Source organism: Natrinema salifodinae, from assembly GCF_900110455.1.
GTDB classification, from domain to species: domain Archaea; phylum Halobacteriota; class Halobacteria; order Halobacteriales; family Natrialbaceae; genus Natrinema; species Natrinema salifodinae.
On the sequence record NZ_FOIS01000003.1, the window covers coordinates 359,197 to 386,142 of the forward strand.

At 66.8% G+C, this 26,946-nt stretch carries 24 protein-coding genes; 15 read left to right on the plus strand and 9 right to left on the minus strand.

The window, feature by feature from the left end; all coding sequences use genetic code 11:
• Positions 1-173 precede the first annotated feature (173 nt).
• The 5 genes from BMY29_RS11850 (at position 174) to argS (ending at position 5,492) form a co-directional block, all read left to right on the plus strand.
• The gene (locus BMY29_RS11850) at positions 174-1,133 is read left to right on the plus strand and encodes a succinylglutamate desuccinylase/aspartoacylase family protein (protein WP_049988874.1); all 960 of its coding nucleotides are present in this window, start codon (positions 174-176) and stop codon (positions 1,131-1,133) included.
• 1 nt (position 1,134) lies between these two features.
• Entirely contained in the window at positions 1,135-2,271 is a 1,137-nt protein-coding gene (locus tag BMY29_RS11855) for a pyridoxal-phosphate dependent enzyme (RefSeq protein ID WP_049988875.1), read from the plus strand.
• 25 nt (positions 2,272-2,296) lie between these two features.
• Positions 2,297-2,833: an NUDIX domain-containing protein gene (locus tag BMY29_RS11860; protein WP_049988876.1), complete on the plus strand. Its 537-nt coding sequence runs from the start codon at positions 2,297-2,299 to the stop codon at positions 2,831-2,833.
• Between the two features lie 84 nt (positions 2,834-2,917).
• A complete protein-coding gene (udk, locus tag BMY29_RS11865; RefSeq protein WP_049988877.1) occupies positions 2,918-3,595 on the plus strand; it encodes a uridine kinase in 678 nt (225 codons plus the stop codon).
• A gap of 103 nt (positions 3,596-3,698) precedes the next feature.
• The gene (gene argS, locus BMY29_RS11870) at positions 3,699-5,492 is read left to right on the plus strand and encodes an arginine--tRNA ligase (protein ID WP_049988878.1); all 1,794 of its coding nucleotides are present in this window, start codon (positions 3,699-3,701) and stop codon (positions 5,490-5,492) included.
• 101 nt (positions 5,493-5,593) lie between these two features.
• Here argS and BMY29_RS11875 read toward each other — a convergent pair whose 3' ends face one another.
• Positions 5,594-6,112 carry a DUF8159 domain-containing protein gene (locus BMY29_RS11875; protein ID WP_049988879.1) on the minus strand — a complete coding sequence of 173 codons (519 nt, stop codon included), beginning with the start codon at positions 6,110-6,112 and terminating at the stop codon, positions 5,594-5,596.
• Between the two features lie 348 nt (positions 6,113-6,460).
• A complete protein-coding gene (gene minD / locus BMY29_RS11880) occupies positions 6,461-7,369 on the minus strand; it encodes a cell division ATPase MinD (RefSeq protein ID WP_049988880.1) in 909 nt (302 codons plus the stop codon).
• Between the two features lie 230 nt (positions 7,370-7,599).
• Here minD and prf1 point away from each other — a divergent pair, with 230 nt between their 5' ends.
• The 8 genes from prf1 (at position 7,600) to BMY29_RS11920 (ending at position 18,622) form a co-directional block, all read left to right on the plus strand.
• On the plus strand, positions 7,600-8,859 hold the full coding sequence (prf1, locus tag BMY29_RS11885; RefSeq protein WP_049988881.1) for a peptide chain release factor aRF-1: 1,260 nt from the start codon (positions 7,600-7,602) through the stop codon (positions 8,857-8,859).
• A gap of 156 nt (positions 8,860-9,015) precedes the next feature.
• A complete protein-coding gene (locus BMY29_RS11890; protein WP_049988882.1) occupies positions 9,016-9,957 on the plus strand; it encodes an NAD-dependent epimerase/dehydratase family protein in 942 nt (313 codons plus the stop codon).
• Between the two features lie 127 nt (positions 9,958-10,084).
• Positions 10,085-11,272, plus strand: coding sequence for a lysylphosphatidylglycerol synthase transmembrane domain-containing protein (locus BMY29_RS11895; RefSeq protein ID WP_049988883.1), 1,188 nt, complete (start codon positions 10,085-10,087; stop codon positions 11,270-11,272).
• Positions 11,273-11,278: 6 nt separating this feature from the next.
• Positions 11,279-12,505 (plus strand): alpha-1 4-glucan-protein synthase, encoded by a 1,227-nt coding sequence (locus tag BMY29_RS11900; protein ID WP_049988884.1) that lies wholly within the window; start codon positions 11,279-11,281, stop codon positions 12,503-12,505.
• A 39-nt stretch (positions 12,506-12,544) separates the two neighbouring features.
• Complete coding sequence (locus BMY29_RS11905; RefSeq protein ID WP_049988885.1) at positions 12,545-13,705, plus strand: extracellular solute-binding protein; 1,161 nt, start codon at positions 12,545-12,547, stop codon at positions 13,703-13,705.
• Position 13,706: 1 nt separating this feature from the next.
• The gene (locus BMY29_RS11910) at positions 13,707-15,320 is read left to right on the plus strand and encodes an ABC transporter permease (protein WP_049988886.1); all 1,614 of its coding nucleotides are present in this window, start codon (positions 13,707-13,709) and stop codon (positions 15,318-15,320) included.
• A 54-nt stretch (positions 15,321-15,374) separates the two neighbouring features.
• The gene (locus tag BMY29_RS11915) at positions 15,375-17,408 is read left to right on the plus strand and encodes an ArnT family glycosyltransferase (RefSeq protein ID WP_049988931.1); all 2,034 of its coding nucleotides are present in this window, start codon (positions 15,375-15,377) and stop codon (positions 17,406-17,408) included.
• A gap of 164 nt (positions 17,409-17,572) precedes the next feature.
• Positions 17,573-18,622: a pentapeptide repeat-containing protein gene (locus BMY29_RS11920; RefSeq protein WP_049988887.1), complete on the plus strand. Its 1,050-nt coding sequence runs from the start codon at positions 17,573-17,575 to the stop codon at positions 18,620-18,622.
• 31 nt (positions 18,623-18,653) lie between these two features.
• Here the strand turns inward: BMY29_RS11920 and BMY29_RS11925 are convergent, their stop codons facing one another.
• Positions 18,654-19,304, minus strand: coding sequence for a dolichyl-phosphate hexose transferase (locus tag BMY29_RS11925; RefSeq protein WP_241471242.1), 651 nt, complete (start codon positions 19,302-19,304; stop codon positions 18,654-18,656).
• Between the two features lie 291 nt (positions 19,305-19,595).
• Here BMY29_RS11925 and BMY29_RS11930 point away from each other — a divergent pair, with 291 nt between their 5' ends.
• Together BMY29_RS11930 and BMY29_RS20630 are read left to right on the plus strand one after the other, a co-directional pair.
• Positions 19,596-19,904 carry a DUF3784 domain-containing protein gene (locus tag BMY29_RS11930; RefSeq protein WP_049988889.1) on the plus strand — a complete coding sequence of 103 codons (309 nt, stop codon included), beginning with the start codon at positions 19,596-19,598 and terminating at the stop codon, positions 19,902-19,904.
• Positions 19,905-20,319: 415 nt separating this feature from the next.
• Positions 20,320-20,721, plus strand: coding sequence for a hypothetical protein (locus BMY29_RS20630; protein ID WP_173424862.1), 402 nt, complete (start codon positions 20,320-20,322; stop codon positions 20,719-20,721).
• A gap of 60 nt (positions 20,722-20,781) precedes the next feature.
• Here the strand turns inward: BMY29_RS20630 and BMY29_RS20635 are convergent, their stop codons facing one another.
• The 6 genes from BMY29_RS20635 to BMY29_RS21600 form a co-directional block, all read right to left on the minus strand.
• Positions 20,782-20,988 (minus strand): hypothetical protein, encoded by a 207-nt coding sequence (locus BMY29_RS20635; protein WP_074854739.1) that lies wholly within the window; start codon positions 20,986-20,988, stop codon positions 20,782-20,784.
• A 124-nt stretch (positions 20,989-21,112) separates the two neighbouring features.
• Positions 21,113-22,771 carry a GMC family oxidoreductase gene (locus BMY29_RS11940; protein WP_049988890.1) on the minus strand — a complete coding sequence of 553 codons (1,659 nt, stop codon included), beginning with the start codon at positions 22,769-22,771 and terminating at the stop codon, positions 21,113-21,115.
• Positions 22,768-23,289 (minus strand): gluconate 2-dehydrogenase subunit 3 family protein, encoded by a 522-nt coding sequence (locus BMY29_RS11945; protein WP_049988891.1) that lies wholly within the window; start codon positions 23,287-23,289, stop codon positions 22,768-22,770. Before BMY29_RS11945 ends, BMY29_RS11940 begins: the two co-directional genes overlap by 4 nt.
• A 383-nt stretch (positions 23,290-23,672) precedes the next feature.
• Positions 23,673-24,923, minus strand: coding sequence for an FG-GAP repeat protein (locus tag BMY29_RS11950; RefSeq protein ID WP_049988892.1), 1,251 nt, complete (start codon positions 24,921-24,923; stop codon positions 23,673-23,675).
• A gap of 337 nt (positions 24,924-25,260) precedes the next feature.
• Positions 25,261-26,064, minus strand: coding sequence for an SOS response-associated peptidase (locus tag BMY29_RS11955; protein WP_049988893.1), 804 nt, complete (start codon positions 26,062-26,064; stop codon positions 25,261-25,263).
• A 588-nt stretch (positions 26,065-26,652) separates the two neighbouring features.
• On the minus strand, positions 26,653-26,856 hold the full coding sequence (locus BMY29_RS21600) for a rubrerythrin-like domain-containing protein (protein ID WP_338141403.1): 204 nt from the start codon (positions 26,854-26,856) through the stop codon (positions 26,653-26,655).
• Positions 26,857-26,946 lie beyond the last annotated feature (90 nt).

Sequence of the window (26,946 nt, forward strand, 5' to 3'; positions counted from 1 at the left end):
GGCCGACCCGCTCGCATGGACACGGGCCCGCAGCGGTATCAGAACGGGGACCGGTTTTCATTCGAGAAATAAACATGAAGAGACCGAATCCGAGCGCCGTCCCCGTTCCGGGAAGCGGTCTGTTCGATCTCAAAGGATAGTATAAAGGCGAACGGGTTCATCGTGAGGGACATATGACGACGACGCTCGGAACGGCGAGCGCGGGGCCCGGCGAGATCGATACGGGCCGTCTCGAGGTGGGCGAGACGCGGGACGGGAGCACCTTCGGACTGCCTGTTGCCGTGGTCAACGGCGCGTCCTCGGGGAAGACGCTGTACATGCAGGCGGCCAGTGATGGTGACGAACTCAACGGCATCGGCGTTATCCGGCACGTCGTGCCGCAGCTCGATCCCACCGAGCTCTCGGGTACGATCCTGATCGTCGGGATCGTCAACTACCACGCGTTCCAGATCGCCGAGCACCGCAATCCGATCGACGACACGAAGATGAACCGCGCCTACCCCGGCAACGAGGGCGGGACCTCCAGCGAACGGATCGCGGCCGCGACCTTCGACGTCGCGACCCGGGCGGACATGATCCTCGACCTCCATCAGGGCTCGACCAGCCGGATGTTAGACGAGGTCCGCGTACGCTGTGGCAAGCGCCACCGGCTCCACGACAAGTGTCTCGAGCTCGCGAAGGCCTTCGGCTGCGGGTACGTTCTCGACCAGAAGGGACCGGACGGGCAACTGGCCCGTGCAGCCCCCGACAAGGGGATCCCGACCGTCGACCCCGAACTCGGCGGCGCCGTCGGCTGGGACGAGACCAGCATCCGGAAGGGCGTCGAGGGCGTGTTCAACGTCCTCCGGTACTACGGCTTTCTCGACGGCGACCAACCGGTCGACCCCCAGACCCGCGCGAAGGGGTTCGAGCAGTACGGCACGCCCGCAGGCGGCCTGGTCGACCTCAAGAAGGACCTCGGCGACCGGGTGCGACCGGGCGAGACCCTGTTCGAGGTGACGACCCCCTTCGGCGAGCCGAAGGCAGAGATCACGGCCGACAGCGAGGGCATCCTCTGGCGCGCGCGCCGGCTCCCGCAGGTAGCCACCGGCGAGTACGTCTGCTCGGTCGGCACCGACATCGACGAGTACTAAGATGGCGGGCGATCTCACTTGCCCCGACTGCGGCGCCGTCTACGAAGCCGGACCCGACGAGCCCTGGCGGTGCGCCTGCGGACACGCCTTGGAGTTCACCGAACGGCCGCACCCGCAGGGCGACCCGCTGCCGCTTCGCGAACTCGACACCAGCGAGGGGCTGTGGACCTTCTTCGAGTTCCTGCCGATCGAACCGCACGTCACCTTCCACGAGGGGTTCACGCCGCTCGTCGACGCCCCCGACTGGGACGCGCAGTTCAAACTCGAGTACGTCTTCCCGACGGGCTCGTTCAAGGACCGCGGCGCGACGACGACCCTCTCGCGGGCGGTCGAACTCGGCGTCGACAAGGTCATCGACGACTCCTCGGGCAACGCCGGGGCCGCGATCGCGACCTACGCCGCCCGAGCGGGCATCGACGCGGACATCTACGTCCCGGCGGACGTCAAGCAGTCGAAGCTGATGACGATCCAGCGGGCCGACGCCAGGCCGGTCCGCATCGAGGGGGACCGGGAGGACGTCACGGCGGCCTGTCTCGACGCGGTCGAGGGCGACGCAGTGGGAGCGGACCAGGCGCCCTACCAGACGGGCGAGGGCTGGTACGCCAGCCACGCCTGGAACCCGGCGTTCTACGCCGGGACGATGACCTTCGCGTTCGAGATCGCCGCCCAGCAGGGGTGGACCGTCCCGGACGCCGTCGTCCTGCCGGTCGGCCACGGGACGCTCTTCCTCGGCGCGTACCGCGGCTTTACCCTGCTCAACGAGGCCGGCATCGTCGACGAGATGCCGCGACTGCTCGGCGCCCAGGCGACCGGCTACGCGCCCGTCGTCGCCGCACTTGGCGGCGAGACGGCGGCGGACGGCGACGGCGAGACCGTCGCCGACGGCATCCGCATCGCGGACCCGGCCCGCGGCTCCGAGATCCTCGAGGCGATCGAGGAGACCGACGGCGACGTGATCGCGCTCGACGCGGACCCGATCGAGACCGCGTTAGACCGACTCCACCGCAACGGGTTCTACGTCGAGCCGACCAGCGCGGTCGCGCCGGCGGCCCTCGACTGGTACCGCGAGGCCGGCGTCCTCGACGAGGACGCGGACGTTGTCGTGCCACTGACGGGAAGCGGACTGAAAACCCTATGATGCGTCGGTTCTGACGACCCGATAGATGGTAAGTCGACCGCCGACGTTCTGTCCCGACTGTGGGACCCGCCTGGAATCGACTACGTTCGACGAACGCAAGCGCAAGCGCTGTCCGACCTGCGAATCGATCGTCTGGCACAACCCCGTCCCCTGTGCCGGCGTCGCGGTAGTCGACCGCTCCCGCCCGAAGCCGGCCGTGCTCTGCGTCGAGCGCGGCGTCCCGCCAGGCGTCGGCGAGTGGACGATCCCGGGCGGCCACGTCGAGACCGGCGAGGAGCCGGCGACGGCGGCGGCCCGCGAACTCCGAGAGGAGACCGGCGTCGCCGTCGATCCCGCCGACCTCAATATTCTGAGCGCGTCGACGATGCCGCCGCGGGACGGCAAACACGTGATCACGGTCCACTACGTGGCGGACAGAGCCGACGCCGCGGGCGAGCCGGACGCGGGCAGCGACGCCACGGCCGCTCGTTTCTGGACGCCGGCCGAATTCGAGTCCGCCGCCGAGACGTTCCGACCGGTCCACGAGCGGCGGTTCCGCGAGGCCGCCGCGCTGTTCGAGTGAGCCGCGGAGACGCGGTTCGGTAACCTACCAAAAGAGGCGCGCGGGATCAAGGGATTCATTAGCGGCCCGATCCAGGTTCGGACGATGAGTATACCGTCGTTCGCCATCGGGATCGCCGGCGGCACGGGGGCCGGGAAAACGACGGTCTCGCGTACGGTCGCGGACACCGTCGGCGAGGCCGTTACGCGGATCCCGCTCGACAACTACTACGAGGACCTCTCGCACCTCGCGTTCGAGGAGCGCGAACAGGTCAACTACGACCACCCCTCCGCGTTCGAGTGGGAACTGCTGCGGGAGCAACTCGACGCGTTGCTCTCCGGCCAGGCGATCGAGATGCCGCAGTACGACTTCGAGGTGCACAACCGCAAGGACGAGCGGATCACCGTCGAGCCCACGGACGTGATCGTCCTCGAGGGGATTCTCTCCCTGCACGACGATGCGATTCGGGAGATGCTCGACCTGCGGGTGTACGTAATGACCGACGCGGACGTCCGCATCCTGCGGCGGATCGAGCGCGACGTGATCGAGCGCGGCCGCGACCTCGAAGGCGTCATCGATCAGTACTTGGAGACGGTCAAACCGATGCACGAGAAGTTCGTCGCGCCGACGAAGAAGCACGCGGACGTGATCATCCCCGAGGGCGCGAACCGAATGGCGATCGATCTCCTGATCGAGAAGGTCCAGGCCGAACTGCCGGCCGACTCGATCCGGGACGAGGAGTTCGACCGCGAGCTGTCGTTCAACGAGCCGGCGATGGACTGACGGCTGCCGGTGACGACGACGGAGCCGCGCCGTGACGGCGCGGCTCCGACCCGCCGAAACGAAACCCGACATTCCTTTACTCCCGCCCTGAATACGGGCGGGTATGTTCCTCTCCCTACGCGACGAGGTCGAGGACGCCCTCGAACGGGCGCTCTCGGCGCTCGACTTTCCCACTGACGACCTGGGGCTGGAAGAACCGCCGGACGACGTCGAGAGCGTACTCGCCTCGAGCGTCGCGTTCCGACTCGCCGGCGAAGCCGGCGCGCCGCCGCCGCAGGTCGCCGGGCAGATCGCCGACGAGATCGACGCCGACGACCTGACCTACGTCGCCGAGATCCAGACGCAGGGGCCGTACCTCAACTTCCTGCCGAGCGACGCCTACCTCGCCGAGACACTCGAGGAAGCGACCGACGACGGCTACGGCCACCTCCCGGACCGCGAGGAGTCCGTCGTCGTCGAGCACACCAGCGCGAACCCGACGGGGCCGGTCCACGTCGGCCGCGCGCGGAATCCGATCATCGGCGACGCCGTCGCGAACGTCCTCGACTACGCCGGCTACGACGTCGAGCGCCACTACTACGTCAACGACGCCGGCCGGCAGATGGCGGTCTTCACCTGGGCCTACGAGACGTTCGACGAGGAGGACTTAGCGGAAGAGCCCGAGCGCGACCGCATCGAGTACGACCTGGTGCGCTACTACCGGAAGGGCAACGCCTTCCTCGAGAACGCGCCCGAGGACGAGGTCGAGGAGGCGGAGGCCGAGATCGAGTCGATCATGCAGGGCCTCGAAGCGGGCGACGACGAGGCCTACGAGCGGGTCAGCGAGGTCGTCGACCAGGTGCTCGGCGGCATGACCGAGTGTCTCGCGCGCCTGCCCGCGGAGTTCGACGAGTTCGTCAAGGAGACGCGGTTCATGCGCGACGGGTCGGCCGACGACCTGATCGACCGCCTCAAGGAACTCGACGAGGCCGTCTACGAGGAGGACGCCTGGCAGCTCGATCTCGAGGACCACGGCATCGACAAGAACCTCGTGTTCCTGCGGTCGGACGGCACCTCGCTGTACGCCACGCGGGACCTGGCCCACCACGAGTGGAAGTTCGATAACTACGACCGCGCGGTGACGGTGCTGGGCGAGGACCACAAGCTCCAGGCCGAACAGCTGCGGACGACCCTCGAGTTGCTCGATAACGACACCGATCAGCTCCGGCAGGTGCTGTACTCCTACGTCAACCTCCCGGAGGGGAAGATGAGCACGCGGCGGGGCACCGGCGTCGATCTCGACGACCTGCTCGACGAGGCGATCGACCGCGCCCGCCAGGAGGTCGAGGACCGGCTTGACGACCGCATCCGCGACGACGACCTGGACGAGGACGATATCGAGCGCATCGCCCACCAGGTCGGAATCGGCGCGGTCCGGTACGACATCGTCGCCAAGCAGCCGACGAAGGCGATCACGTTCGAGTGGGATCGGGCACTGGACTTCGAGGCTCAATCGGCACCCTACGTCCAGTACGTCCACGCGCGCTGCTGTGGTATCCTAGAGGAGGCGGGGATCGACCCCGAGGCCGACATCGAGACGCAGGAGGAGGCCCTCGATCTCGCGGCCGTCGACGCCGACCTGCTCGGGACGCCCGAGGAGCGAGACCTGCTCGAGACGATCGCGCGGCTCCCGGCGGTCGTCGACGAGGCCGCGGCGGACTTAGAGCCCCACCAGATCGCGACCTACACCCGCGAGTTCGCCGACCGGTTCAACGCCTTCTACCGGGAGTGTCCGGTGCTCGCCGACGACGTCGACCCCGACGTCCGCGAGGCCCGCCTGGCGCTGGTCGCCGCCTCGAAACACGCGGTCGCGAACGCGCTGGCGATTCTGGGCGTGGACGCACCGCGTTCGATGTAAGCGACCGCGACCGCGAGACCGCGGAGACACCGCCACCCGCGGCTCTCGGGTTCGCTTCGGACCGAAAGAACACGGGTGTCGCTGGGCCGACGGGCGTATCGCTACTGGACCTCGCCTCTGGTCGCGAGGACGCGGTCGGCGAACTCCGATTCGCTGAGCTCGTCGTTGATGTACTGGATCGCCCACTGGACGTCGATGTAGAACGACATCACCTTGGCGCCGTCGTTCTCGAGCACCCAGGTGACGCTGTTGACCGCGCCCGCGAACGCCTCGGGATCCGTGATCGCGCCGGCGATGTCGTTCGCGAGGGTCTCGAGTTCCGCCATCAGTTCGTCGGGATCGGTCGTCGTCGTCGTCGCGACGATGTCGACCTTGTCGTCGTCCTTGCTGACGTCTTCGATCGAGATCTTATCGCTGGTGATCTTCAGCTTGTCGTGATCGAGCCCCGGGATGTCCGGTTCGTCGTCACCGTCGTCACCGTCGGAACTGCCGTCATCGTCGTTGAGCGGTTCGTCGTCGTCGTTCGGGTTCGATTCGTCGCCGGTCTCGTCACTGGAACAACCGGCGAGGACGGTTGCGAGCGCGGCACCACTGCCAAGGAGGATCTTTCGTCGCTCCATGGGAGACCCATCGAGAACAGTCATGATTAGTAATCAGTTCGTTATCGAGTCCGTCATCGGATCCGACGGATTCGGATCGTTCCGGTCGCAAGAATCGTCTCGGAAACGACTGCCAAACGGGTCGAGTCCGAGTGAACCGGCGAACCGGCCGAACGAAACCCCGGACGTGACTGTCAGTCAACGGCGACAGTCACGTCTTCGAAGTAATCACCGCATTCGATAGTAATCGTCGGAGCAACACCGTATTGGCAGTGTAAGGCACCGCTTACCGGCGTTTATCGAGGGTTCGTCGACCGTGTTCGACCGCGGCGACGGCGCCCGGCCGAGAGGGAACCGGGAATCGAACGGTTAGCGGTCGGACTCGGCCTCCGTGATCGCGCTCGAAACGTCGTCGTGTGCGGCCTCGCGACCGTCGTCGTCCGCGTCGGTCGGACCGGTCGCGCTCGACTCCGAGTCGGAGTCGTCCGATCGCGTCCGGTCGGCGTCGGGCACGGTCACCTCGGGCGCGTCGTCATCGGCGCCGTCGTCTGCGGTCGGTTCGTCGATATCGACACCGGTTAGGTCCGCGGCGAGGCGTCGGTAGGCGACGGCTGCGGGTCCCTCGGGTTCGAAGACGACCAGAGGCGTGCCGGCGTAGACGCTATCGCGGGCCGCGGGGTCTTCGGGAACCGAACCGAGTACGGATGCGTCGAGGCGATCGGCGATTTCGTCGTGGGAGAGGTCGCTGCCCTCGCGAGTGCGGGTGAGGACCAGGCCGGCGACCTCGCCGCCGGCGCGGTCGGTGAGTTCGACCGTCTTCTTCGTGTCGTGGACGGCGGCGGGTTCGGGCGTCGAGACGAGGACGACGGCGTCGGCCAGGCCAAGCGGCAGGACGGTCTCGTGGCTGATGCCGGCGCCGACGTCGATGAAGACGTAGTCGAACCGCGAGCGGAGGTCGTCGACGACCTCGCGCAGTCCCTCGGGGGAGGTCTCGGCGTAGTCGTCGAGGCTGGTGCCGCTGGGGACGGCGACGATGTCGTCCGCCAGGCGGTAGGTCGCGTCGTCGAGCGATGCGTCGCCGGCTAACACGTCGTGGAGGGTGGTGGAGTCGGGAGTCAGGCTGACGAACCCGGCGAGGTTCGCCATGCCGAGGTCGGCGTCGAGGACGGCGACGCGCTCGCCGGCCTCCGCGAGGGCCGTGCCGAGGTTGACCGTCGTCGTCGTCTTCCCAACGCCGCCTTTCCCGCTCGCGATAGCATAGACCGTCTCGTGAGACATACTCGGATACTGTCCGGACTGTGGAACGGCAACACCTTAAATCGTGACCTCACCTCACTCGTCGTTACGCGTCGCCGACACGTCGGGGACGCGGGCAGTCGCAGCCGCCCTCGATCGTCCCGTGGGTGGGCTGAGTCGGCGGGCAACGGCGCTGGTCGGACGCGACAGCAGGTCACACGTCGACGGGTGTGTCAAAGGATTCTTACCCACAGCACCGTTTTGTACGGACAATGAGCCAGGAGGGCGAGCAGGAGCAATCCGACCGGAAGAAATACGAGTTCCGGAAGGTTCTCGAAGATCTCAAGGAGTACGACGGCTCCGGAACGCAGCTCGTGACGATCTACGTTCCAGATGATAGACAGATAAGCGACGTGGTCCAGCACGTCACCCAGGAGCACAGCGAAGCGGCCAACATCAAGTCAAAGCAGACTCGAACGGCCGTCCAGGACGCGCTGACGAGCATCAAAGACCGGCTGCGCTACTACGACACCTACCCGCCGGAGAACGGGATAGTGCTGTTCTCCGGCGCCGTCGACTCCGGCGGCGGCCGCACCGAGATGGTGACGAACGTCTTAGAGAGCCCGCCCCAGCCCGTCGAGTCGTTCCGCTACCACTGCGACTCGGAGTTCCTCACCGAGCCGCTCGAAGAGATGATGGCGGACAAGGGCCTCTACGGCCTGGTCGTCCTCGACCGCCGCGAAGCTAACGTCGGCTGGCTGAAGGGCAAACGCGTCGAACCCGTCAAGTCGGCCTCCTCGCTGGTCCCCGGCAAGCAGCGCAAAGGGGGCCAGTCCGCACAGCGGTTCGCCCGCCTGCGCCTCGAGGCGATCGACAACTTCTACCAGGAGGTCGCAGGGATGGCGAACGACCTGTTCGTCCCCAAGCGCCACGAACTCGACGGCATCCTCGTCGGCGGTCCCTCGCCGACCAAAGACGAGTTCTTAGACGGCGACTACCTCCACCACGAGCTTCAGGACCAGGTCCTTGGCAAGTTCGACGTCGCCTACACCGACGAGTCGGGCCTGAAAGACCTGGTCGACAACGCCGAGGACGCCCTGGCCGACGCCGAGGTGATGAAGGACAAGCAGGAGATGGAAGAGTTCTTCAAGGAACTCAACGCGGGCGACCTGGCGACCTACGGGTTCGAGCAGACCCGTCGAAACCTCGTGATGGGCGCCGTCGACCGGCTCCTGATCAGCGAGGACCTCCGGAAGGACGTCGTCACCTACGACTGTCCGGAGTGCGGCGCCACCGAGCGCGAGGTCATCGACCGCCGCAAGGCGACGCCGACCCACACCTGCACCGAGTGCGATACCGAGATCGAGGCCGACGAGGAGGACCGCGAGGACGCCATCGACCACCTCATCGGGATCGCCGAACAGCGCGGTACCGAGACCAAGTTCATCTCGACGGACTTCGAGAAGGGCGAACAGCTCTACAACGCCTTCGGCGGCTTCGCCGGGATCCTCCGCTACTCCACCGGCGTCTAAGCCTCCGCGCTCCGCGCCGTCCACCTGGCTCGCGATCGCAGTTTCGATTCCGTCTCGCCGGTTTCGCTTTTCTCGTCTGCCGGTTCGACGCCTGCAGCAACGGCGAAACCCGACGAAACCCAACAGGGTTAACACCGCGTCGGTGAACCATCGACTATGTCCGACTCCCGCGCTCTCTCGGACCGGCACGTCCTCGTGACGGGCGGCGCCGGTTTCATCGGCTCGCACCTGACCGAGCGCCTGGTCGCCGACGGCGTCGAGGTTACCGTCGTCGACGACCTGTCGAACGGGACCGCCGATCGCGTCCCCGACGGCGCCGAGTTCGTCGAGGCCGATCTGACCGATCCCGACGCGCTCGCGGGCCGCCTCGACGACGTCGACCTGATCGTTCACCTGGCGGCGTCGAAGCACGTCGACACGGACCGCCCTCACGGGCAGTTCGACGATAACACGCGGATGACCCGGAACGTCCTCGAGGCGATGGCCGCGGCCGACGTGACCGAGATCGCCTACACCTCGTCCTCGACGGTCTACGGCGAGGCGCCGCGGCCGACGCCCGAGGACTACGCGCCGCTCGAGCCGATCAGCGCCTACGGAGCCAGCAAGTTGGCCGACGAGGGGCTGCTGTCGGCGCGGGCCCACAGCCACGACCTGACCGTCTGGAACTTCCGGTTCGCGAACGTCGTCGGTCCGCGCCTGCGCGGGGCGGTGATCCCCGATTTCGTCGAGAAGCTCCGGGACGATCCCGAGACGCTGACGATCCTCGGAGACGGCCGCCAGGCGAAGTCCTATCTCCACGTCGAGGACTGCTTAGACGCCATGCTCCACGTCATCGCGCACGCGGACGACGCGATGAATACCTACAACCTCGGCACGCGGACGACGACCTCGGTCGACCGGATCGCGGCCATCGTCGCCGACGAGATGGGCCTCGACCCCGAGTTCGAGCACACCGGCGGCGACCGCGGGTGGACCGGCGACGTGCCGAAGATGCGCCTCTCGATCGAGAAGCTTGCGGCGTTGGGCTGGGAACCGCGGCTCTCGAGCGATCGGGCGGTCCGCCGCGCGACCCGCGAGATCATCGACGAACTCCGCTGAGGCGGCGGCCGACGGCGGCGGTCCCCGCCGACATTTGATTTTCCTGAAACGTCTCGAGAGCGTTCATCGAGCCCGCCCTGCCGGGTTTTAGGTGGGCTTAAATATCTGGGTTAGAGAGGACTCGCACATGACCGACGGGGGCGAGAGACCGGGCTCGCACGCCGCGCCTGGCGACGCCGAATCGGCGCGGTCCGACGACGCCGGCTCCGAGAGCCGCGGGCTCGCCGCGTCCCTGACTCGCCGCCGACTGACGATCGCCGGGACGGCGCTCGTACTGGTCGGCCTGGTCGTCGCGCTCCGCGATATCGACGTCCGAACGGTCGTCGGCGACGTCGCCAGCGCCGACCCGCGGCTGCTGGGGGCCGCGGTCGCCGTCTACGCCGCCTCCTGGCCGCTTCGGGGCCGTCGGTACGGGGACGTCCTGGCCACGATCGGCCACCGCGGCGGGACGGCCTTCTGCACGCTGGCGGTCTTCGTCAGCCAGACGGTCAACCTCGCAATCCCGGCGCGGGCCGGCGACGCGGCCCGCGCGTACGTCGTCAACGCCCGCCGAGACGTGCCCTATACCGCCGGCTTCGCGTCGCTGGCCGTCGAGCGCGTGTTCGACCTCGCGACCATCGCCGTTCTGGCGAGCCTGGCGACGGCGTGGCTCGCGCTCGGGGGTGCGGCTGGGCCGCTCGAAATCGCCGCGCAGGCCGGCGCCGCCCGGACCGCGCTCCTGGCGGCGGGGGTCGTGAGCACGGCGACAATCGGTGTCGGCTTCGTCGTGGTCACGTCCGCACGGATCGATTGCGGTCCGGGCGCCTGGCTCCGTGCCCGGGTCCGCGGTCGCCCGCGGCTGGAGGGGGCCGTCGCGGCCGCGCTCCGGTTCGCGGGCGACGTGCAGGTCGTCGCGCGGCGGCCGCAGGCGGCGGCGACGATCGGAGCCGCGAGCCTGGCGATCTGGGCGCTCGACGTGCTCACCGCGGTGCTCGTCTTCGCGGCGCTGGACGGCGGCCTTCCGATCGCCGCGTTGCTCTCGGTCGGGACGCTGGCGGTCAGCGTGGGCAACCTGGCGAAGGTGCTCCCTCTTTCACAGGGCGGCGTCGGCTTCTACGAGGCCGCGTTCACGGCGCTCGTGGTCGGGCTCACTCCCGTCGGGGCGAGCACGGCCCTGGCCGCCGCGATCGTCGACCACGCGCTGAAAAACGGCGTGACGCTGGTCGGCGGGACGGGTGCAGTCGCCGCATTGGGCCTCTCGCTGTCGGACGCGGCGGATGCAGAGACCGAGCCGACGGGCGGAACCGGCAGTTTTTTAGGCAAGCCTAAAAGATAGCGGGCAATGAGTCAGGACATCTGCGTCATCGTCCCGACGATCCGGGAGTACGAGTGCATGCGCTCGTACTTCGACAACGCTCGGGATCACGGGTTCGACCTCTCTCGACTTCACGTCGTGCTCGTTACCGAGGACTTCTGCGAAACGGACGCGATGGAAGCGATGCTCGAGGACGAGGGCGTCTCGGGCGAGGTCTTCGACGGCAGCCGCCGCGAGGAGTGGTACGCCGAACGCGGCATCGAGGAGTACGAGCACGTCGTTCCGGCGGCGAGCCACGCCGAGACGAGCTTCGGGCTGCTCTACATGTGGGCCCGCGACGAGTTCGACTACGGCTTCTTCATCGACGACGACACCCTGCCCCACCCCGAGGAGGACTTCTTCGGGACGCACATGGAGAACCTCGCCTTCGAGGGCGAGATCGAGGAAGTGTCCTCCGACGAGCAGTGGGTCAACGTCCTCTACCAGAACGCCGACGAGCACGGCCTCTACCCGCGGGGGTACCCCTACTCCGCGATGGGCGAGACCGTCGAGACCGACGCGACCGAGGTCGAGGGCGGCCAGGTCGTCGCCTCGCAGGGCCTGTGGACCAACGTCCCTGACCTGGACGCCGTCCGGATCCTCATGGACGGCGACCTCGAGGGCCAGGCCCAGACGCGGACGAGCCACGAGGACTTCGACGACGACTTCGTCGCCGCGCGGGGCAACTACCTCACCGTCTGCTCGATGAACCTGGCCTTCCGACGCGAGGTGATCCCCGCGTTCTACCAGCTCCCGATGGACGACAACGAGTGGGACGTCGGCCGCTTCGACGACATCTGGTCGGGCGTCTTCCTCAAGCGCGCCTGCGACGTGCTCGGCAAGCGGATCTACAACGGCGCGCCCCTCTGTGAACACAATAAGGCCCCGCGGAGCACCTTCGACGACCTCAACAACGAGGTCCCGGGGCTCGAACTCAACGAGCACCTCTGGCGGATTGTCGACAGCGTGGAACCGGAGTTTCCACGGGCCGCTCAGACGGCGGGGCCGTCTGAGGACGACGTCGAGGGCGACGCCAACTCCTACGACGAGGTCTTCGAGGCGATGGCCCGAGAACTCGCCGACGGCGACTGGTCGGACTACAACAACGGTGCCTTCTTCAACTACGTCGGGGAACACATGCTCGACTGGCTCGAGTGTCTGTCGGAACTGTCAACGGCCGCGGACGAGCGCGTGAAGGTCGCTGCGGGCCGTTGAATCGTCACCTATAAGTTTTTAGGTTGGCCTAAAAAGAGTATGGCTAACGACAGTGGTAACCGCACGGTTTCGCGGCGCACGGCGTTACGGGTGGGATCCGCGTTCGGCGTCGCCTCGCTTTCCGGCTGTCTCGGGCTCTTCGACAGCGGGCAAAACGCCGAGGTGCCGGCGCTCTCGGAGTTCCGCGGCTCCGGTGCACTGGCGGAGGGGCGCCCCGCACCGGACGGCACGTCCATCGAGGATCTCCCCGATCTCTCCGGGGACCTCGCGCTTTACATCGGCGGCGGGGAGGGCGGCATCTACTACGAGTTCGTGGAGATGCTACAGGAGATCTACCCCGACTTCGAGGTCCATCCCAACGACAACGACTCGGCGTCGCTGGCCCAGACGATCGTCGAGGAGGTCGACGCCGGTGCGACCCAGGCCGACGTATTCTGGTCGATCGATGCGAGCTCGCTCGGCTTCGTCGCGGAGAACGACGCCTACGAGTCGCTGTCGGACGCGGCCGTCGACGAGGTGGCCAACGACCAGTTTGTCGGCGCTGATAGCGCGTGGGCCGGCGTCGCCGGCCGCGCGCGCGCCGTGCCGTACAACACCGACGAATTGAGCGCCTCCGACATCCCGAACTCCGTTCAGGAGTTCCCTGGGACCGAAGCCCTCCAGGGAACGATGGGGTGGGCGCCGACCTACGGCGCGTTCAAGTCGTTCGTGACGGCCATGCGACTGACCCGGGGCGAAGACGAGACTCGACAGTGGCTCGTCGACATGCAGGAGGCGGGGACCGAGCGCCACAGCAACGAGTTCGCCGTCTCACAGACGGTCGCCAACGGCGCCCTGTCGGCCGGGTTCGCCAATCACTACTACGCGATGCGCGTGAAGAACGATAACCCGGACGCGCCGATCGACCTCGCGTTCACCGAGGGCGACGCCGGCGCGCTGATCAACGTCGCCGGCGCGCTGAAGGTCCAGGGCACCCAGCGCGGCGAACTGGCCGACGCCTTCATCCGTCACCTGCTGTCCGCGGAGGCACAGGAGTACTTCGCGACGCGGAGCTTCGCATACCCGATGATCGCCGGCGTCGAGCCGGTCGGCGGCCTCCCGTCGATCGACGAACTGAGCCCGCCGGACATCGACCTCGCGGCGCTCGCGGATCTGGAACCGACCCTGGATCTAATGGACGAGGCCGGCGTTTCGGGCTAACATGTCCGGCCGGAAGCGGGTCGTAGAGACGATCGAGCGGGCCGCCGACGACGGGAGCGACGCGATCGGGGTCGGGCTCACCCTGCTCGCCGCGGCCATCGCGGCCGCTGTCGTGCTCCCGCTGGCCTGGCTGATCGGCGACGCCGTCGCGCTCGGCGGGCGGGCGCTCGAACTCGCCGTCGCTCCGCAGACCGTCGAGGTGCTGGTCCGGAGCGTCGCGCTCGTCGCGGTCGTCACCGGTGCGAGCGTGCTCCTCGGGGTTCCGCTTGCGGTGTTGACGGTTCAGGGAGACATCCCGTTTCCGCGGTTCTGGACCGTGCTCACCGCGTTGCCGCTTGCGGTCCCGAGTTACCTCGGGGCGTTCGCGTTCGTCTCGGCGTTCGGCCCGCAGGGCGAACTCGCCGACCTTCTGGCGCCGCTGGGAATCGAGTCGCTCCCGTCGGTCTACGGGTTCGCCGGCGCTGCGTTCGTGCTGACGCTGTACACCTATCCGTACGTCTTCCTGACGACGCGAGCGTCGCTGCTCTCGCTCGACGGCTCGCTCGTGGAGGCGGCGCGGACGCTCAACGCCGGCCGCTGGGAGGCGTTCCGCCGGATCACGCTGCCGCGGATCCTCCCGGGGATCACCGCCGGCGCATTGCTCGTGGCGCTGTACGCTCTCGCCGACTTCGGCACGCCCAACATCATGCGAGTCGAGGTGTTCACGCAGTTCATCTACGCCCGGTACAACGCCTTCGCCCGCGACTACGCCGCGTTGCTGTCGGTGCAGCTGCTGACCGTGACGGCGATCATCCTCGCGATCGAGTCCCGCATCGGCGTCGACGAATCGGGCGCCTACGAGAGCGGCGGCCACCGCGGGACCGCCGACCTCGACCTCGGCGCCTGGCGGTACGTGGCCATACTACTGCCGACCGTCATCGGCCTGCTGTCGATCGCGCTGCCGATCGCCGTCTTCGGAATGTGGCTGTTCTCGGGCGGTCCCGGCTATCAGGTCGGCCGGCTGAGCTTCGACTGGGAGTACGGCTTCAACTCGGCGTACGTCGCGCTGTTGGCCGCCGCCGCGTCGGTCCTCGTGGCGCTGCCGATCGCGATTGGGGCGGCGACGTCCGACTCGCGCCTGGCGGCGCTGGCCGACCGCGTTCCCTACGTCGGGTACGCGACGCCCGGGATCGTACTGGCGATCGCGCTGCTCAGTTTCAGTCTCGACGTGCTGCCGTCGGTCTACAAGACGGTGCCGCTGCTGGTGTTCGCTTACGTCGTCCGGTTCATGCCGCAGGCGATCGGGTCGATCCGGACCTCGACGCTTCAGGTCGATCAGCAGCTGGTCGAAGCGGCCCGTACGCTGGGCCGGTCGCGACTGAGCGCCTTCCGGTCGGTGACGCTGCCGCTGATTCTGCCGGGAATCGCCGCCGGCGCCGCGCTGGTCTTCCTCACGACGATGAAGGAACTGCCCGCGACGCTAATGCTCCGCCCGCTGGGGTTCGAAACGCTGGTGACCTACATCTGGCGGGTCGAGGAGGCCGGCCTCTACGGCCAGGCGGCCGTGCCGGCGCTCGTTCTCGTCGTCATTTCCGGCCTGTCGATGGCCGTGATGTTGGCGCAGGAGGGACGGTGAGTCGATCGTGAACCGCTCTGTATGTACGAGCGCGACCGAACCGAGATGCCCGAGATGAGACGCCGAACGTGGCGGGCGGCGGTCGCCGCCGTCTCCCTCGCCGGCGCCGTCGCCGTCTGGCTGTTCGCAACGAACCTGTTTCCGTACCACTCGCTCAACCACGACGAGGGCGTCTACCTCCAGCAGGCGGCGATGCTGCTGGACGGGCGGCTCTTCCTTCGCCCGCCCGTCGAGGAGGTCTTCCGCCCGTGGTTCTTCGCCGAGGACGGCGGACGCCTCTACCCGAAGTACGCGCCCGTGCCCGCGACGATCTTCGCGCTCGGCGAACTGGTCGGCGCGCCCCGTCTCGCGCTCGCGGGGATCGCCGCCGCCGTGCTCGCGCTCGTCGCGCTGGTCGTCCGCGAGGTCTTCGACCGTCGGACGGGGATCGCAGCGGCCGTGATCGTCCTCTGTTCGCCGCAGTTCCTGATCGAGACGGCGGTCTTCCTACCGTACGCGCCGACGGCGATGCTCAACCTGGCCTTCGCTTACTGCTACCTTCGGGCCGACCGGACGGGCGATCGGCGCTGGGCCGGTGCGGCCGGCGCGGTCGTCGGCCTGGCCTTCTTCGCGCGCCCCTACACCGCGGTGCTGTTCGCCGCGCCGTTCGTCGTCCACGCGTGCTGGACGCTCCGACGCGACTTCCGCGCGGCGCTCCCGCGCCAGGCCGCGACGGCGGCCCTCGGCCTGGCGGGCGTCGGCCTCGCGCTGGCGTACAACGCCGTCGTGACCGGGTCGCCGCTGCTGTTTCCCTACGAGGCCTTTGCCCCGCTGGACGGGCTCGGCTTCGGGCATCGGCAGATCCTCAATCACGAAACTGACTACAGCGCCGGCCTGGCGCTACGGTCGAACGGCCTGGTGCTGTCCGCGTTCGTCACCGAGTGGATCGCGGGCGGGGTCCTCGGTGCGGCGGTCGCCGCGGTCGGGTTCGGCGTCGCCGTTCGGCGCGGGCTCTCGCCCCGCCAGAGCGTCCTCGCCGGACAACTGCTCACGATCCCCGTCGGGAACGTCTACTTCTGGGGGAACTACAACCTCCTCGGGAACCTCGACCGGGCCGGCGACGGGCTGATCGCCACGCACGGCCCGTACTACCACTTCGATCTCCTGTTGCCGTTCGCGGCCTTCGCCGCCGTGGGCGCGCTGGCGCTGGTCGCCGCCCTCCGGCGGACGGCCGACCGACACCTATCGCCGGGAGCCGCACGCGCAGCGCTCGTCGCGGCGCTGCTCGTCAGCGGACTCGCGGTAGGTGGCGTCACGGCGGCGACCCTCGACGGGAAGATCGACCGGAACGCGGCGGCGACCGACACCTACGAGCGCGTCTACGGGCCCCTCGAAGGGGATTCGATAGACCGGTCCGAACGGGCGGTGGTCTTCCTCCCGACACCGTACGGCGACTGGCTCACCCACCCGTTCCAGGCGCTTCGCAACGATCCGGACTTCGACGGACAGCGGGTGTACGCGATCGACGAGCGGCCGTTCGCCGTCGTCGACGAATACCCCGATCGGTCGCTGTATCGGCTCGCGTATCGAGGCACCTGGTCGCCCACCGCCGGCTCGCCCAGTGACGCCCGGCTCCAGCCGGTCGAGCACGCGTCCGGGTCCGCGGTCGAACTGAACGCCACTGTCGCCGTCCCCGCCAGGTCCGAGAGCCTCACCGCGACCGTCGCGACGAACGATACGAGCGCCACCTACGTCGCCGAGAACGTCTCCGACGAGACGACCGTTCGGTTGACCGCTACCGACGGCGCGGTACGGGTACGGGGAGCGGACTGGAACGCCGACGGCGAACCGATTCCACTCTCGGAGCGGGATGACGTCCGCATAACGGTGTTCGTCGATCGCGGGCCAGGCGGCAGCTTCAGCTACCGGTTCGAACTGCCGGTCCGCGCGGATGACGGGACTGTTCGCGCGCTGACGCCGAGAGTCGAACGGTGTACCGCGATCCGCGACTGCGGCGGCGAAGCGGCGTACGTCCCCGACGGCGCGCCGAACGGCGTCTCCGTTCGGACCGAACTGACCGTCCCGGACGAACGGGGGACCGACGGCTAACGTCTCGACCGGCCGATCATCGGCTACGGATCCCGTGCGGCGGTCCGTCGCGTCGCTGGCGCGGACAGACCGCGACGAGCTATCGACGGGGATCGTCCAAGAGAGACCGGAGCTGCGTATTTCAGGCACCAGCGTTAGGACTCGGCTTGCCCCCACGAACGCCTATGACTACGGCTACAGATCGATGCGGGTACGTCACGAGCAGCAGCGGCGTCGACGACGCCGGCGCGGTTTGCTGTTGGCGGCCGACGTGGCGAGAGACCGACCGCTGTATCTGGCACACCGAAACCGTCGTTCCCGAGCCGGCCTACGAACGGAACGCGCCGGCGTCGGACGAGCGGCTCGACGGTGCGAACTTCCAGGATGCGGCGCTGAGCGGGTCGTCGTTTCTCGCGGACCACTCGCTCGTCGAGGCGGACTTCACGAACGCGGTCCTCGACGACGCCGACCTCTCGAGGACGGATCTCCGTCGAGCCACGTTCCGCGACGTCGACGCCCACGGGACGTCGTTTCGGAGCGCGAACCTCCACGACGCGGTGTTCGTCTTCGCCGACCTCCGCGGTGCCGACTTCCGAAACGCGCGGCTCTATCGCGCGGGGCTGACCGACGTCCGGCTCAACCTCGAGACGGAATTCGGTACCCGAACGGTGTACGAAGACGAGATCGCGACGTCGTCGTCGGACGGCGACTTCACGGCACGGGCCGACTCAGTGCAGTGGGTCTACCGGGAGCTCCAGCGACTCTACGACGAGAACGCGTTTCCGGAGCGGGTCCACACCTACTACCTGCGCGAGATGCACTTCCGACGTCGCCACGCCTGGCTGACCCGCGACTACCTCCAGGCGATCAAGCTCGCGGGCTCGCGGTGGATCATGCACTACGGGACGAGTCCGTGGCGCGTCGTCGCGACCTCGCTGCTCCTGATTTTCGTGTGTGCGGGGCTGTACCCGCTGACCGGCGGGATCCGCGAGGTCGGTACCGACACCGCGATCACGTACGAGATCGACAATCCGACCGCTACGCCCATTCCTGTCCTCGCCCAAACGTTCCTCAAGAGCCTCTATTTCAGCGTCATCACGTTCGCCACGCTCGGGTACGGCGACATTCAGCCGGTCGAGGGGTGGGCCCGCGCTATCGCCGGCGCCGAGACCCTGCTCGGGTCGCTGTTGATGGCGCTTCTGGTCTTCGTGCTCACGCAGAGCGTCCGGCACTGATGTGTCGGTGTCAGCGGCCCACTCGAAATAGCTACTGCCCGAACCGCTCTTCGAGACAGACTTTGACGACCGATTTCGCGATTTCGGCGCCGCCCTTAAGCGGATCGAGCTTCGTCTCGCCGGCGCGCTCGCGGTACTCGATCGGCTGCTCGCGGACGTCGTACCCCCGCATCAGCGGGCGGATCAAGAGTTCGGCCGAGAGCCCGGTGTTCTCGGTCCACTCGATCGATTCGACGACGTCGCGGCGGTAGGCGCGCATCCCCGTCGTCGTGTCGTGGACGCGAGTGCCCATCAGGACGCTCGCGATCGCGGCGAAGGCGTGGTTGCCAAAGCGGTTGAACGCCGGCATCGCGTCGGCGCCGTGGTAGAGCCGATCGCCGCTGACGACGTCGTACCCCTCGTTGATCAGTTCGAGGAACTCCGGGAGCTGCTCCATGGGGTAGGTGTCGTCGCAGTCGGTCGTCACGACGATCGGCCGGTCCGGTTCCAGGATCGCCGCGCGGACGGCGACGCCGTACCCCTGCGGTCGCTGTTCGATTACGGTCGCGCCGTGTTCGCGGGCGATCTCGGGCGTGCGATCCGAGGAGCCGTCGACGCAGACGACCTCCGCCTGGCCGTCGGTGACCTCCTCGATGTCCGAGAGCACTCTGCCGATGGCCGCTTCCTCGTTGTAGGTTCCCATGACGACGCTGACGTCCTCGAAGGTGTACTCGTCCTCGTCGGCATCGGTGTCGGATCCGTTCACGTTCGTTTCGTCCGTGGTACAGTCCCCATCGCTCATTAGTGGCCGTTTCGGCCGTCCCGCCTTATATGTTTAGGCTCGCCTAAATTGAGAACGATCAAAAGACATCCTCTAACTGCAATCGTTGAAGAGAACAATCGGTACTTGCCTAATTCCGTATTTTGTTATCTTTTCTCTCTAATTCTGAAGTGATAATAGAAGATTTTTACCACGGAAATAAAACCCATATTTATGTCACTCGTACGACTTGCAATCGTACTTTCGAGCGGGATTTTCACCGTCGCGCTCGGATACCAGATCCGGTATCGAGGGATGGTTCGACTCGTTGCTGGCTACGATCCAGAGGAAGTAGTCGACGGAACCGGTCTGGCGAGGTTTGTTGGCGGATTACTGATCGCCGTCGGGGCCGTTACCGCGGCTATCGGCGTTCTGGATTATCTGGACCGGGGTGGGGAGGTCCTCTGGTACGCGTTCAGCGCGTTTGTTATCGTCGCCACGGCTGTGGTGATCGTCGGATCGAACCGCTATACGCGGTCGTAGCACTCACGCGCTGATAGCCATCTGTGCGACGAGAACGCCCTTATCGTCGCTCGGACTCTCGCAGCAACGAGTTTCCGACGTTCCTGCCTCGCGCACCGTGTCTGTCTGGACGCGTCGGACTGAGCACGACGCGCGTCCTGCGCGAGGAGGATACATGCCGCTGCTCCTTCGCGAGTGCCGTATAGTCGCACGTGACATCAGCGATCAGTTGATTCTGCTATAGTTATGTGAAATGTTCTATGTACTGAAGGCCATACATGATCATCCTCGAAAGGGTGAAGTATCACAGAATCCGACCGTCGTGAAGCGGAGATCGTTTCTGACGGCGGGCGTCGCTGGTATCGGCCTCGTCGGTTGCCTCGGTCGCCGTGATCGTTCCCTCCCATCGCTCCCGTCAGGTTCGTGGTGTCAGTATATGCGTGACGGAAGGGAACAGAGCGGCGACGGGGGCAACCGTCCCGCCGTGCGGGAATCTCGTCTGGCCGTCGGTGACGGCTTCGATGTCGGACAGCACTGTCCCGATCGCTTCCTCCTTGTTGTAGGTTCCATGACGCTAGAAGACTTAACTGATGAAACTACTTGGGAGGAATCCTTAGTTAGTGAGGACGTTGTGGGTTGGTTCGTTAGTGGCAAGGACATTATTGGAACTGCTACTGATGGTACCTCAGTAAATTTAACTGCTGGCCATCAATACGAAGCGCGAGTGCGACTTGAGGCGTCTACATCCACGGGGGCTTCAACTGGTGGTGCAACTTCAGACTTCGGAGAACACCTAGATAGTACTCAATTAAATAATAAGTATATTGATCAGAAATGAGTTAAGTTCAAGTTTTAAATTAATGTTTAAAATATTAATATAATGGGCTAGGTGACACTCCTAAACATAATATTCTCTGTATAATAATGAGAAGAGGAGAAAAATAGTAATTGATCCAACTATTGCGCCGATCCATGGTGCATATGGAAATTTCAAGAAGGAGAAAAATACAATCATAATATGAGCTCCTATCGACATACCGATCACAACTACTAATCCGAGAATAATTCTCGTGATCGGGTTTTTCTCAATTGGGTTCTGATCCATAACACAATATCTCCGAGAGCGGTATTAAAAGCTCCCATGGTAACATTAGAAACTATATCCTTTCCCAGCAAGATATTCACAATACATAAAACTACTTATATTTTTCTATAAAGATGGGAATAATTCATGATTGTTCTATGGAATCCACCACCTTCAGCGCCAGCGCCGTGATCGTCAGCGTCGGGTTCATCGCGCCGCCGGTCGGGAAGACGCTGCTCGAGGCGATCCAGCAGTTCTCGAGGTCGTGGGTCCGCAGATCCGGTCCGACGACGCTCGCCGCCGGATCGTCGCCCATCCGGGTCGTCCCCATGTGGTGGTAGGCCGGCCCGGTGTCGTCGGGGCCGACCTGCCAGGTGATTTCCGCGCCGAGTTCCTCGAGGATCCGCTCCTGAATGTCGTTGACGCGCTCGATGGTCCGCAGCGCCCGGTCGTCGACCGACCAGCGGATGTCCGGGACAGGATTGCCTCGATCGTCGGTCCGATCGAAATCGAGCGCGACGCGGCTGTCCTCGCGGGGCAGTTGCTCGACCAGCGCGCCTATCCCGATGTGGTTGCCGTACTCGCTCCGCAGGCGCTCTAGGAGATCGTCGCCCCAGTCGTCCCCGGTCAGGGCCAGCTCGACCGGCGAGGGGCCGTCGTAGTTGAAGAACTCGAGTTTGAACGGCGCGAACTCGTCGTCGGCCTCGTCGTAGAACTGGTGGGACTCGCTCGTGAGGAAGCCGACGTGATTCTGCCTGGTCGGCTCGTCGAGGACCCCGCCCGTGCCGGCGAACAGGTGGTCCATGAAGAACTTCCCGACCAGGCCGCTCGAGTTGGCCAGGCCGTCGGGGTAGTGACTCGACTCGGAGAGCAACAGGAGCCGCGGGGTCTCGACGCCGCCGCAGGCGATGACGAAGGCGTCGGCCGCCTGGCGGTGCCGTTCGTCGTCGGGCGTGGCGTAGACGGCGGCCTCGATCGCATCGGGCCCGTGTTCGAGGCGCTGGACGGGTGCGCGGTCGATCACCGTCGCGCCCTTACGCTCGGCGCGTTCGACGTGGACGGTTGCATCGTACTTCGCGCCGGAGGGACAGACGGGCTGGCAGGTGCCGTAGCCGACGCAGGCGCTCCGATCGTCGTAGGCTTCGGAGTTGCGCGCGTTCGGAACGGAGTGCATCGCGATCCCGAGTTCGTCGCAGGCCTCGGCGAACAGCGAGTCGCTGTAGGAGGGCGGGAACGCCGGCATCGGATGGAGCTGCTCGCGGGGCGGCGCGAAGGGGTTGTCGTCGGCGCCCGCCACGCCGAGTTCGCGCTCGGCCGCGGCGTAGTAAGGCCGGAGGTCCTCGTAGTCGATGGGCCAATCTGCGCCGACGCCGCGGGCGCTCTTCGAGTCGAAATCATCCTCGTGGAGCCGCATCACCATCCCCTGCCAGTGGAGCGTCGAGCCGCCGACGCCCTTGACGCGGGCGTGATTCAACGGGTAGAACCGCTCGCCCGACGCCGCGTAGGCGTCGCGGTCGGGGTCGCCGTCCCAGACGTCCGGGCGGTCGTAGGCGGGTCGGATCGCCCGCTCCTGGCGGGCGAGCCTGTCGTTCGGATCGAACCACGGCCCGGCCTCGAGTATCACGACCTCGTGGCCGGCCGCGGCGAGCCGATCGGCGACGATTCCGCCCGCGGGTCCCGCGCCGATCACGCAGACGTCGGCGCCGTCAACGGGGGTGCGATCGATGTCTGCGGCCGCGTCCGCGTCTCCGTCGGCATCGGTCGCGAACCCCGCCGACTCGGCGGGCGGCCGGCTCCCGCTCACGCGCCCGGCCCCCGTTGATAGGTGTCGATTCCGCCCGCGTGGCCCTGTGGATTCTCGATGCCGACCAGTTTACCGCCCGTCGGCGAGGCGTACAATGCCAGCAGGAGTTCGTTGATCACGTAGTACCGCACCCGTTCGGCGGTCGTCCCCTCGGGGTCCTCGTCGGCGTCGTCCGCACCGACGTTCCTGAGGACCCGGTCGCGGTCCGCGGTCGACAGTGCCGCGAACCGATCGTCGTACCACTCCCTGGCGTTGTCGTCGAGCGCCGCGACCGCCTCGACGACGCCCGCGGTGTGGTCCGGGTCCGCGAGCCGCCCCTCGAGAAACGCCTCGACGAACGCCGCCGTGCCGGAGACCTCGCTCGGGTAGACGACCTCGGCGGCCGCGACCAGCGTTTCGCGGAGCCGCTCGACGTCGACCGGGTCGGACCCGGGCGGGGCTACGCAGCCCGACAGCGTCCCCCCACCGACCCCGAGCGTGGCCAACGCGGCGACCGCGTCTCGCCTGGTCAGTTCCATGCCAGCGGATTAGGTCAACCTAATCCTTATACTCGTTGGAACGAGACGCTCTATTATCGGGAAATCCGCGGGGAGGTGTGCGGCCGCCTCGGTCGGCCGCCAGGAGACGGTCGCGCCCTGTCGGTGGGGGACCGCAGCCGAGTTCGGGACGGTCTCCGGAACCGGGCTGCTGACGGCCTCCATCACGTACGAATTGTACGAGGAGTCGCCGATCGAGCCTGTCCGACCGTGACGGTCGATCTGAGAGTTTATCCGACTCGTATAGATTTATTCATCTTACATGAAATCCAATCTTTAACGAGATATGATAAATAATTGTGGGGAATGATGTATTCAAAATAGGCGAGTGACCGCTGTCGCGGCCTGTCGACGCCCGCGCGCCGCTACAGTTCGAACGCGTACGCGGCGCCCGGACCGCGGGCGTCGTCGCCGACGAGCGCGGTCGTCCCGTCGAGCGCGACGGCCGTCCCGAACCCGTCGGCGCTGTCGGCGTCCTCGGGGGCGAGGTTCGCCCGCCGGCGCCAGGCGCCGTCGCGGCGCTCGTACGCGTTCGCCGTCCCCGTCCCGTCCGGGTCGGCGTTGCTGTTGGGAGCACCCACGATTGCAGTGCCGTCGCCGACTGCGACTGCCGCGCCGAACCCGCGCTCGTCGCCGTCGGGTTCGAGGATCACCCGTCCGCGCCAGTCCTCGCCCGAGCGCTCGAAGACGTACGCCGCCCCCGCCCCGCCGGCGGCGAAATCGCGGCGGGGCGCCCCGACGAGGACGACGTCGCCCGCCACCGCGACCGCGGCGCCGAACCGGTCGGCGCTGTCGGCGTCCTCGGGTTCGAAGGCTGCCCGTCGGCGCCAGGTTCCGTCTGTCCGCTCGAACGCGTACGCGACGCCCGGCCCGTCACCCGGGGCGCCCACGATCGCGGTCGCCCCGTCGAGCGCGACCGCCGTCCCGAACCGGTCGTCGCTCTCGCTGCCCTGGGGTTCGAGGGTCGCCTGCCGGCGCCAGTCCCCGTCCGCCCGCTCGAACGCATACGCGACGCCCGGCCCGTCGCCTGGCGCGCCCGCGAGCGCGGTCGTCCCGTCGAGCGCGACGGCCGTTCCGAACCAGCCCCCTGGGCCCCCGTCGTCGGGCGTCAGGGTCGCCTGCCGGCGCCAGTCCCCGTCTGCCCACTCGAACGCGTACGCCGATCCGGACTCGAACCCGCCGGAGCCGTCGTCGACGGGCGCCCCGACCAGCGCGGTGTCGCCGTCGAGCGCGACGGCCGCACCGAACTCGACGTCCGCGCCGTCGCGATCCGGTGCCGGCGCCCGGCGCCGCGACCAATCGTCGCCGGACCGCTCGAAGCCGTACGTCGCGCCCACCCGGTATCCGGCGGCGTCGGCGTCGCCGGGGGCGCCCACGAGCGCTGCGCCGCCGTCGAGCGTAATCGCCGTCCCGAACCGGTCGCCGCTCTCGCCGCTCTCCGGCGTCAGCTCGGCGGCGACCGCCGGTTCGTCGACTCCGCTCTCTTCGGTCTCGTCGCCGTCGCCGGCGTCGGTCTCTCGGTCACTTTCGTCGCCGACGCACCCTGCCGCTCCGATCGCCGCGAGGACGCTCCCGGATCGAAGGACGCGCCGCCGACTCGCACTCCACCGTTCCATCGTTGTTACCGATCCGATAGTGTAGTAAAAACCACCTGTTCTCGACGTCGCCGCTGCGAGATTCCCGCCCGCGACGATCGAACCGTCAGGCCACCGGCGACGCCACGCTCGACGAATCTCGGGGGACGGACGTACCGACGAGCGGAAGCGGCCCCCGATCAGGACCGGTCGGTTCACGACGCTCGGGCAACGGCGGTACCGAACCGGGGAGTCCTCGTCGGATTATATCAGTTTTAGAGAGCAGCTCCGTCCAGACTGACAGTCTGATTCACCGTCTCTCAGTACGATCTCGTTTCATCGAACCGCGTGTGTCACTCGCTCGGGTTTTCTCGCGCCGTTACGCGGGCTCGATGGACTCGATCAACGACGGATCGTCCGTCGACGGATCATTGACCGCCGTCGAGACGGGGTACGCGCGCATTTCGTCGGCTGGATAGGGTTCGAGCACGTCCGACGGATCGTCGCCTGACAGCCACCGCTGCTCGTCGTCGGGATCGAGAATCACAGCCATGCGGTGATGCAGGTCCGAAACGACCTCGTTCGGCTCGGTCGTGACGATCGTGAACGTCTCGATTGGTCCGGATTCGGTTTCGGCCCCATCGATGCCGCCGCCGAAGGCGGCCAGGCCCGTTTGGGTCGCGTCCGGTTCCCGGCGCTCCCAGAGGCCGGCCATCGCGAAGATCCGGTCGTCCTCGAAGGTGACGCGATACGGCTGCTTCCCGCCCTCGGTCTCGACCCACTCGTAGAACCCGTCAGCGGGGACGAGACACCGACCCGCCGAAGGCGTGTCGCGCTCTCCCTCGGTCGGCTCGGGAGAATACCGTCGTTGTTCGTAGGCCTCGCGGAAACTCGGCTTTTCGGCGACGGACTCGGCCCGCGCGTTGATCAGCCCGCCGCTGTCGCCGTCGGCCCACGACGGTACCAGGCCCCACTCGAAGCGGCGGAACGCGTCCGGTTCCTCGTTGGTGAGCACCGGCAGGGCCTGCGCGGGCGCCGCGTTGTAGCGGGGTGTAAACGCGGGTTCGGCCGCGTCGTCTCCCCCGTCCGCGTCGGACCCCGATGCCTTCGCCTCCGGAAATCGGGCGCCGAACCGCTCTTCGAGATCGTCCTGCTCGACGACGAGCGTGTACCGACCACACATACCCGATCGATCGGGACGCAAGAGCAAAGGCTGTCCGTTCGCGGCTCGCACCGACGTCGACTCGGCCGATGCGGACTCGAGCCGGTGGCGCCGCCGCTCGCCGGCGACCGCCGTCGTCCGTGGTCGGCCGGAAACGGATAGTATGAGGTGCTTACTCGCAGTAGAACCGCCGGTACGGGCCCCGTTACGATATCCGATCCCGTCGGAGTCGGCGGTGGGGTCAGCATGGACGACCGATACGAAATGGTGGTGTGTCAGAGCGGCAGTCTGGAACTTAGAGATCCGGATGACCCCGATTGCTGGATCGCGACGGACGTTCCGGTCGAAATCGAGCGGTAGTCCGCGCTCCATCCCCCGTACCCCCTACTTCCTCGTTCGTCGTGCTCCCGCCGACAGTCGACCGGCGATCGACTGTGCTCTATTACGACCGAGCGATAGCGACGCGACCCATCGCTCGCGGCCGTACTCGGTCCGACTCGAACCGCCTGGCCGATCGCCGAATCGCGATCGACCGGTAGTAGCGGCTACCGCCGTATCGCCGCGACGGACCATCCACGAAAGCGGCCGTAGCGCGCCTATACCTCGCTATCAGCTTCCGGTCGATTGTCCGTAGCGGGTATTAGAACGAAGCGTCCCGCCGCACTCCGGACAGCTCGCGCGGTAGGAGGCGGGATGAACCGTAGTTGAACAATCACGACATTCGTAGTAGTTCTCGTAACGCTTCATTCTCTTTTCCTCCGAAAACGAGGACGATGACCTATATAATAAAACTTTCCTTGGTTGGATGTCCATCTAATATGGCGATAGTTCGACAGACCAGGACAATTGCTAACAGTAAACGCGGATATCGGCACCGAAGCGTCCTGATCGATCGCAAACGCT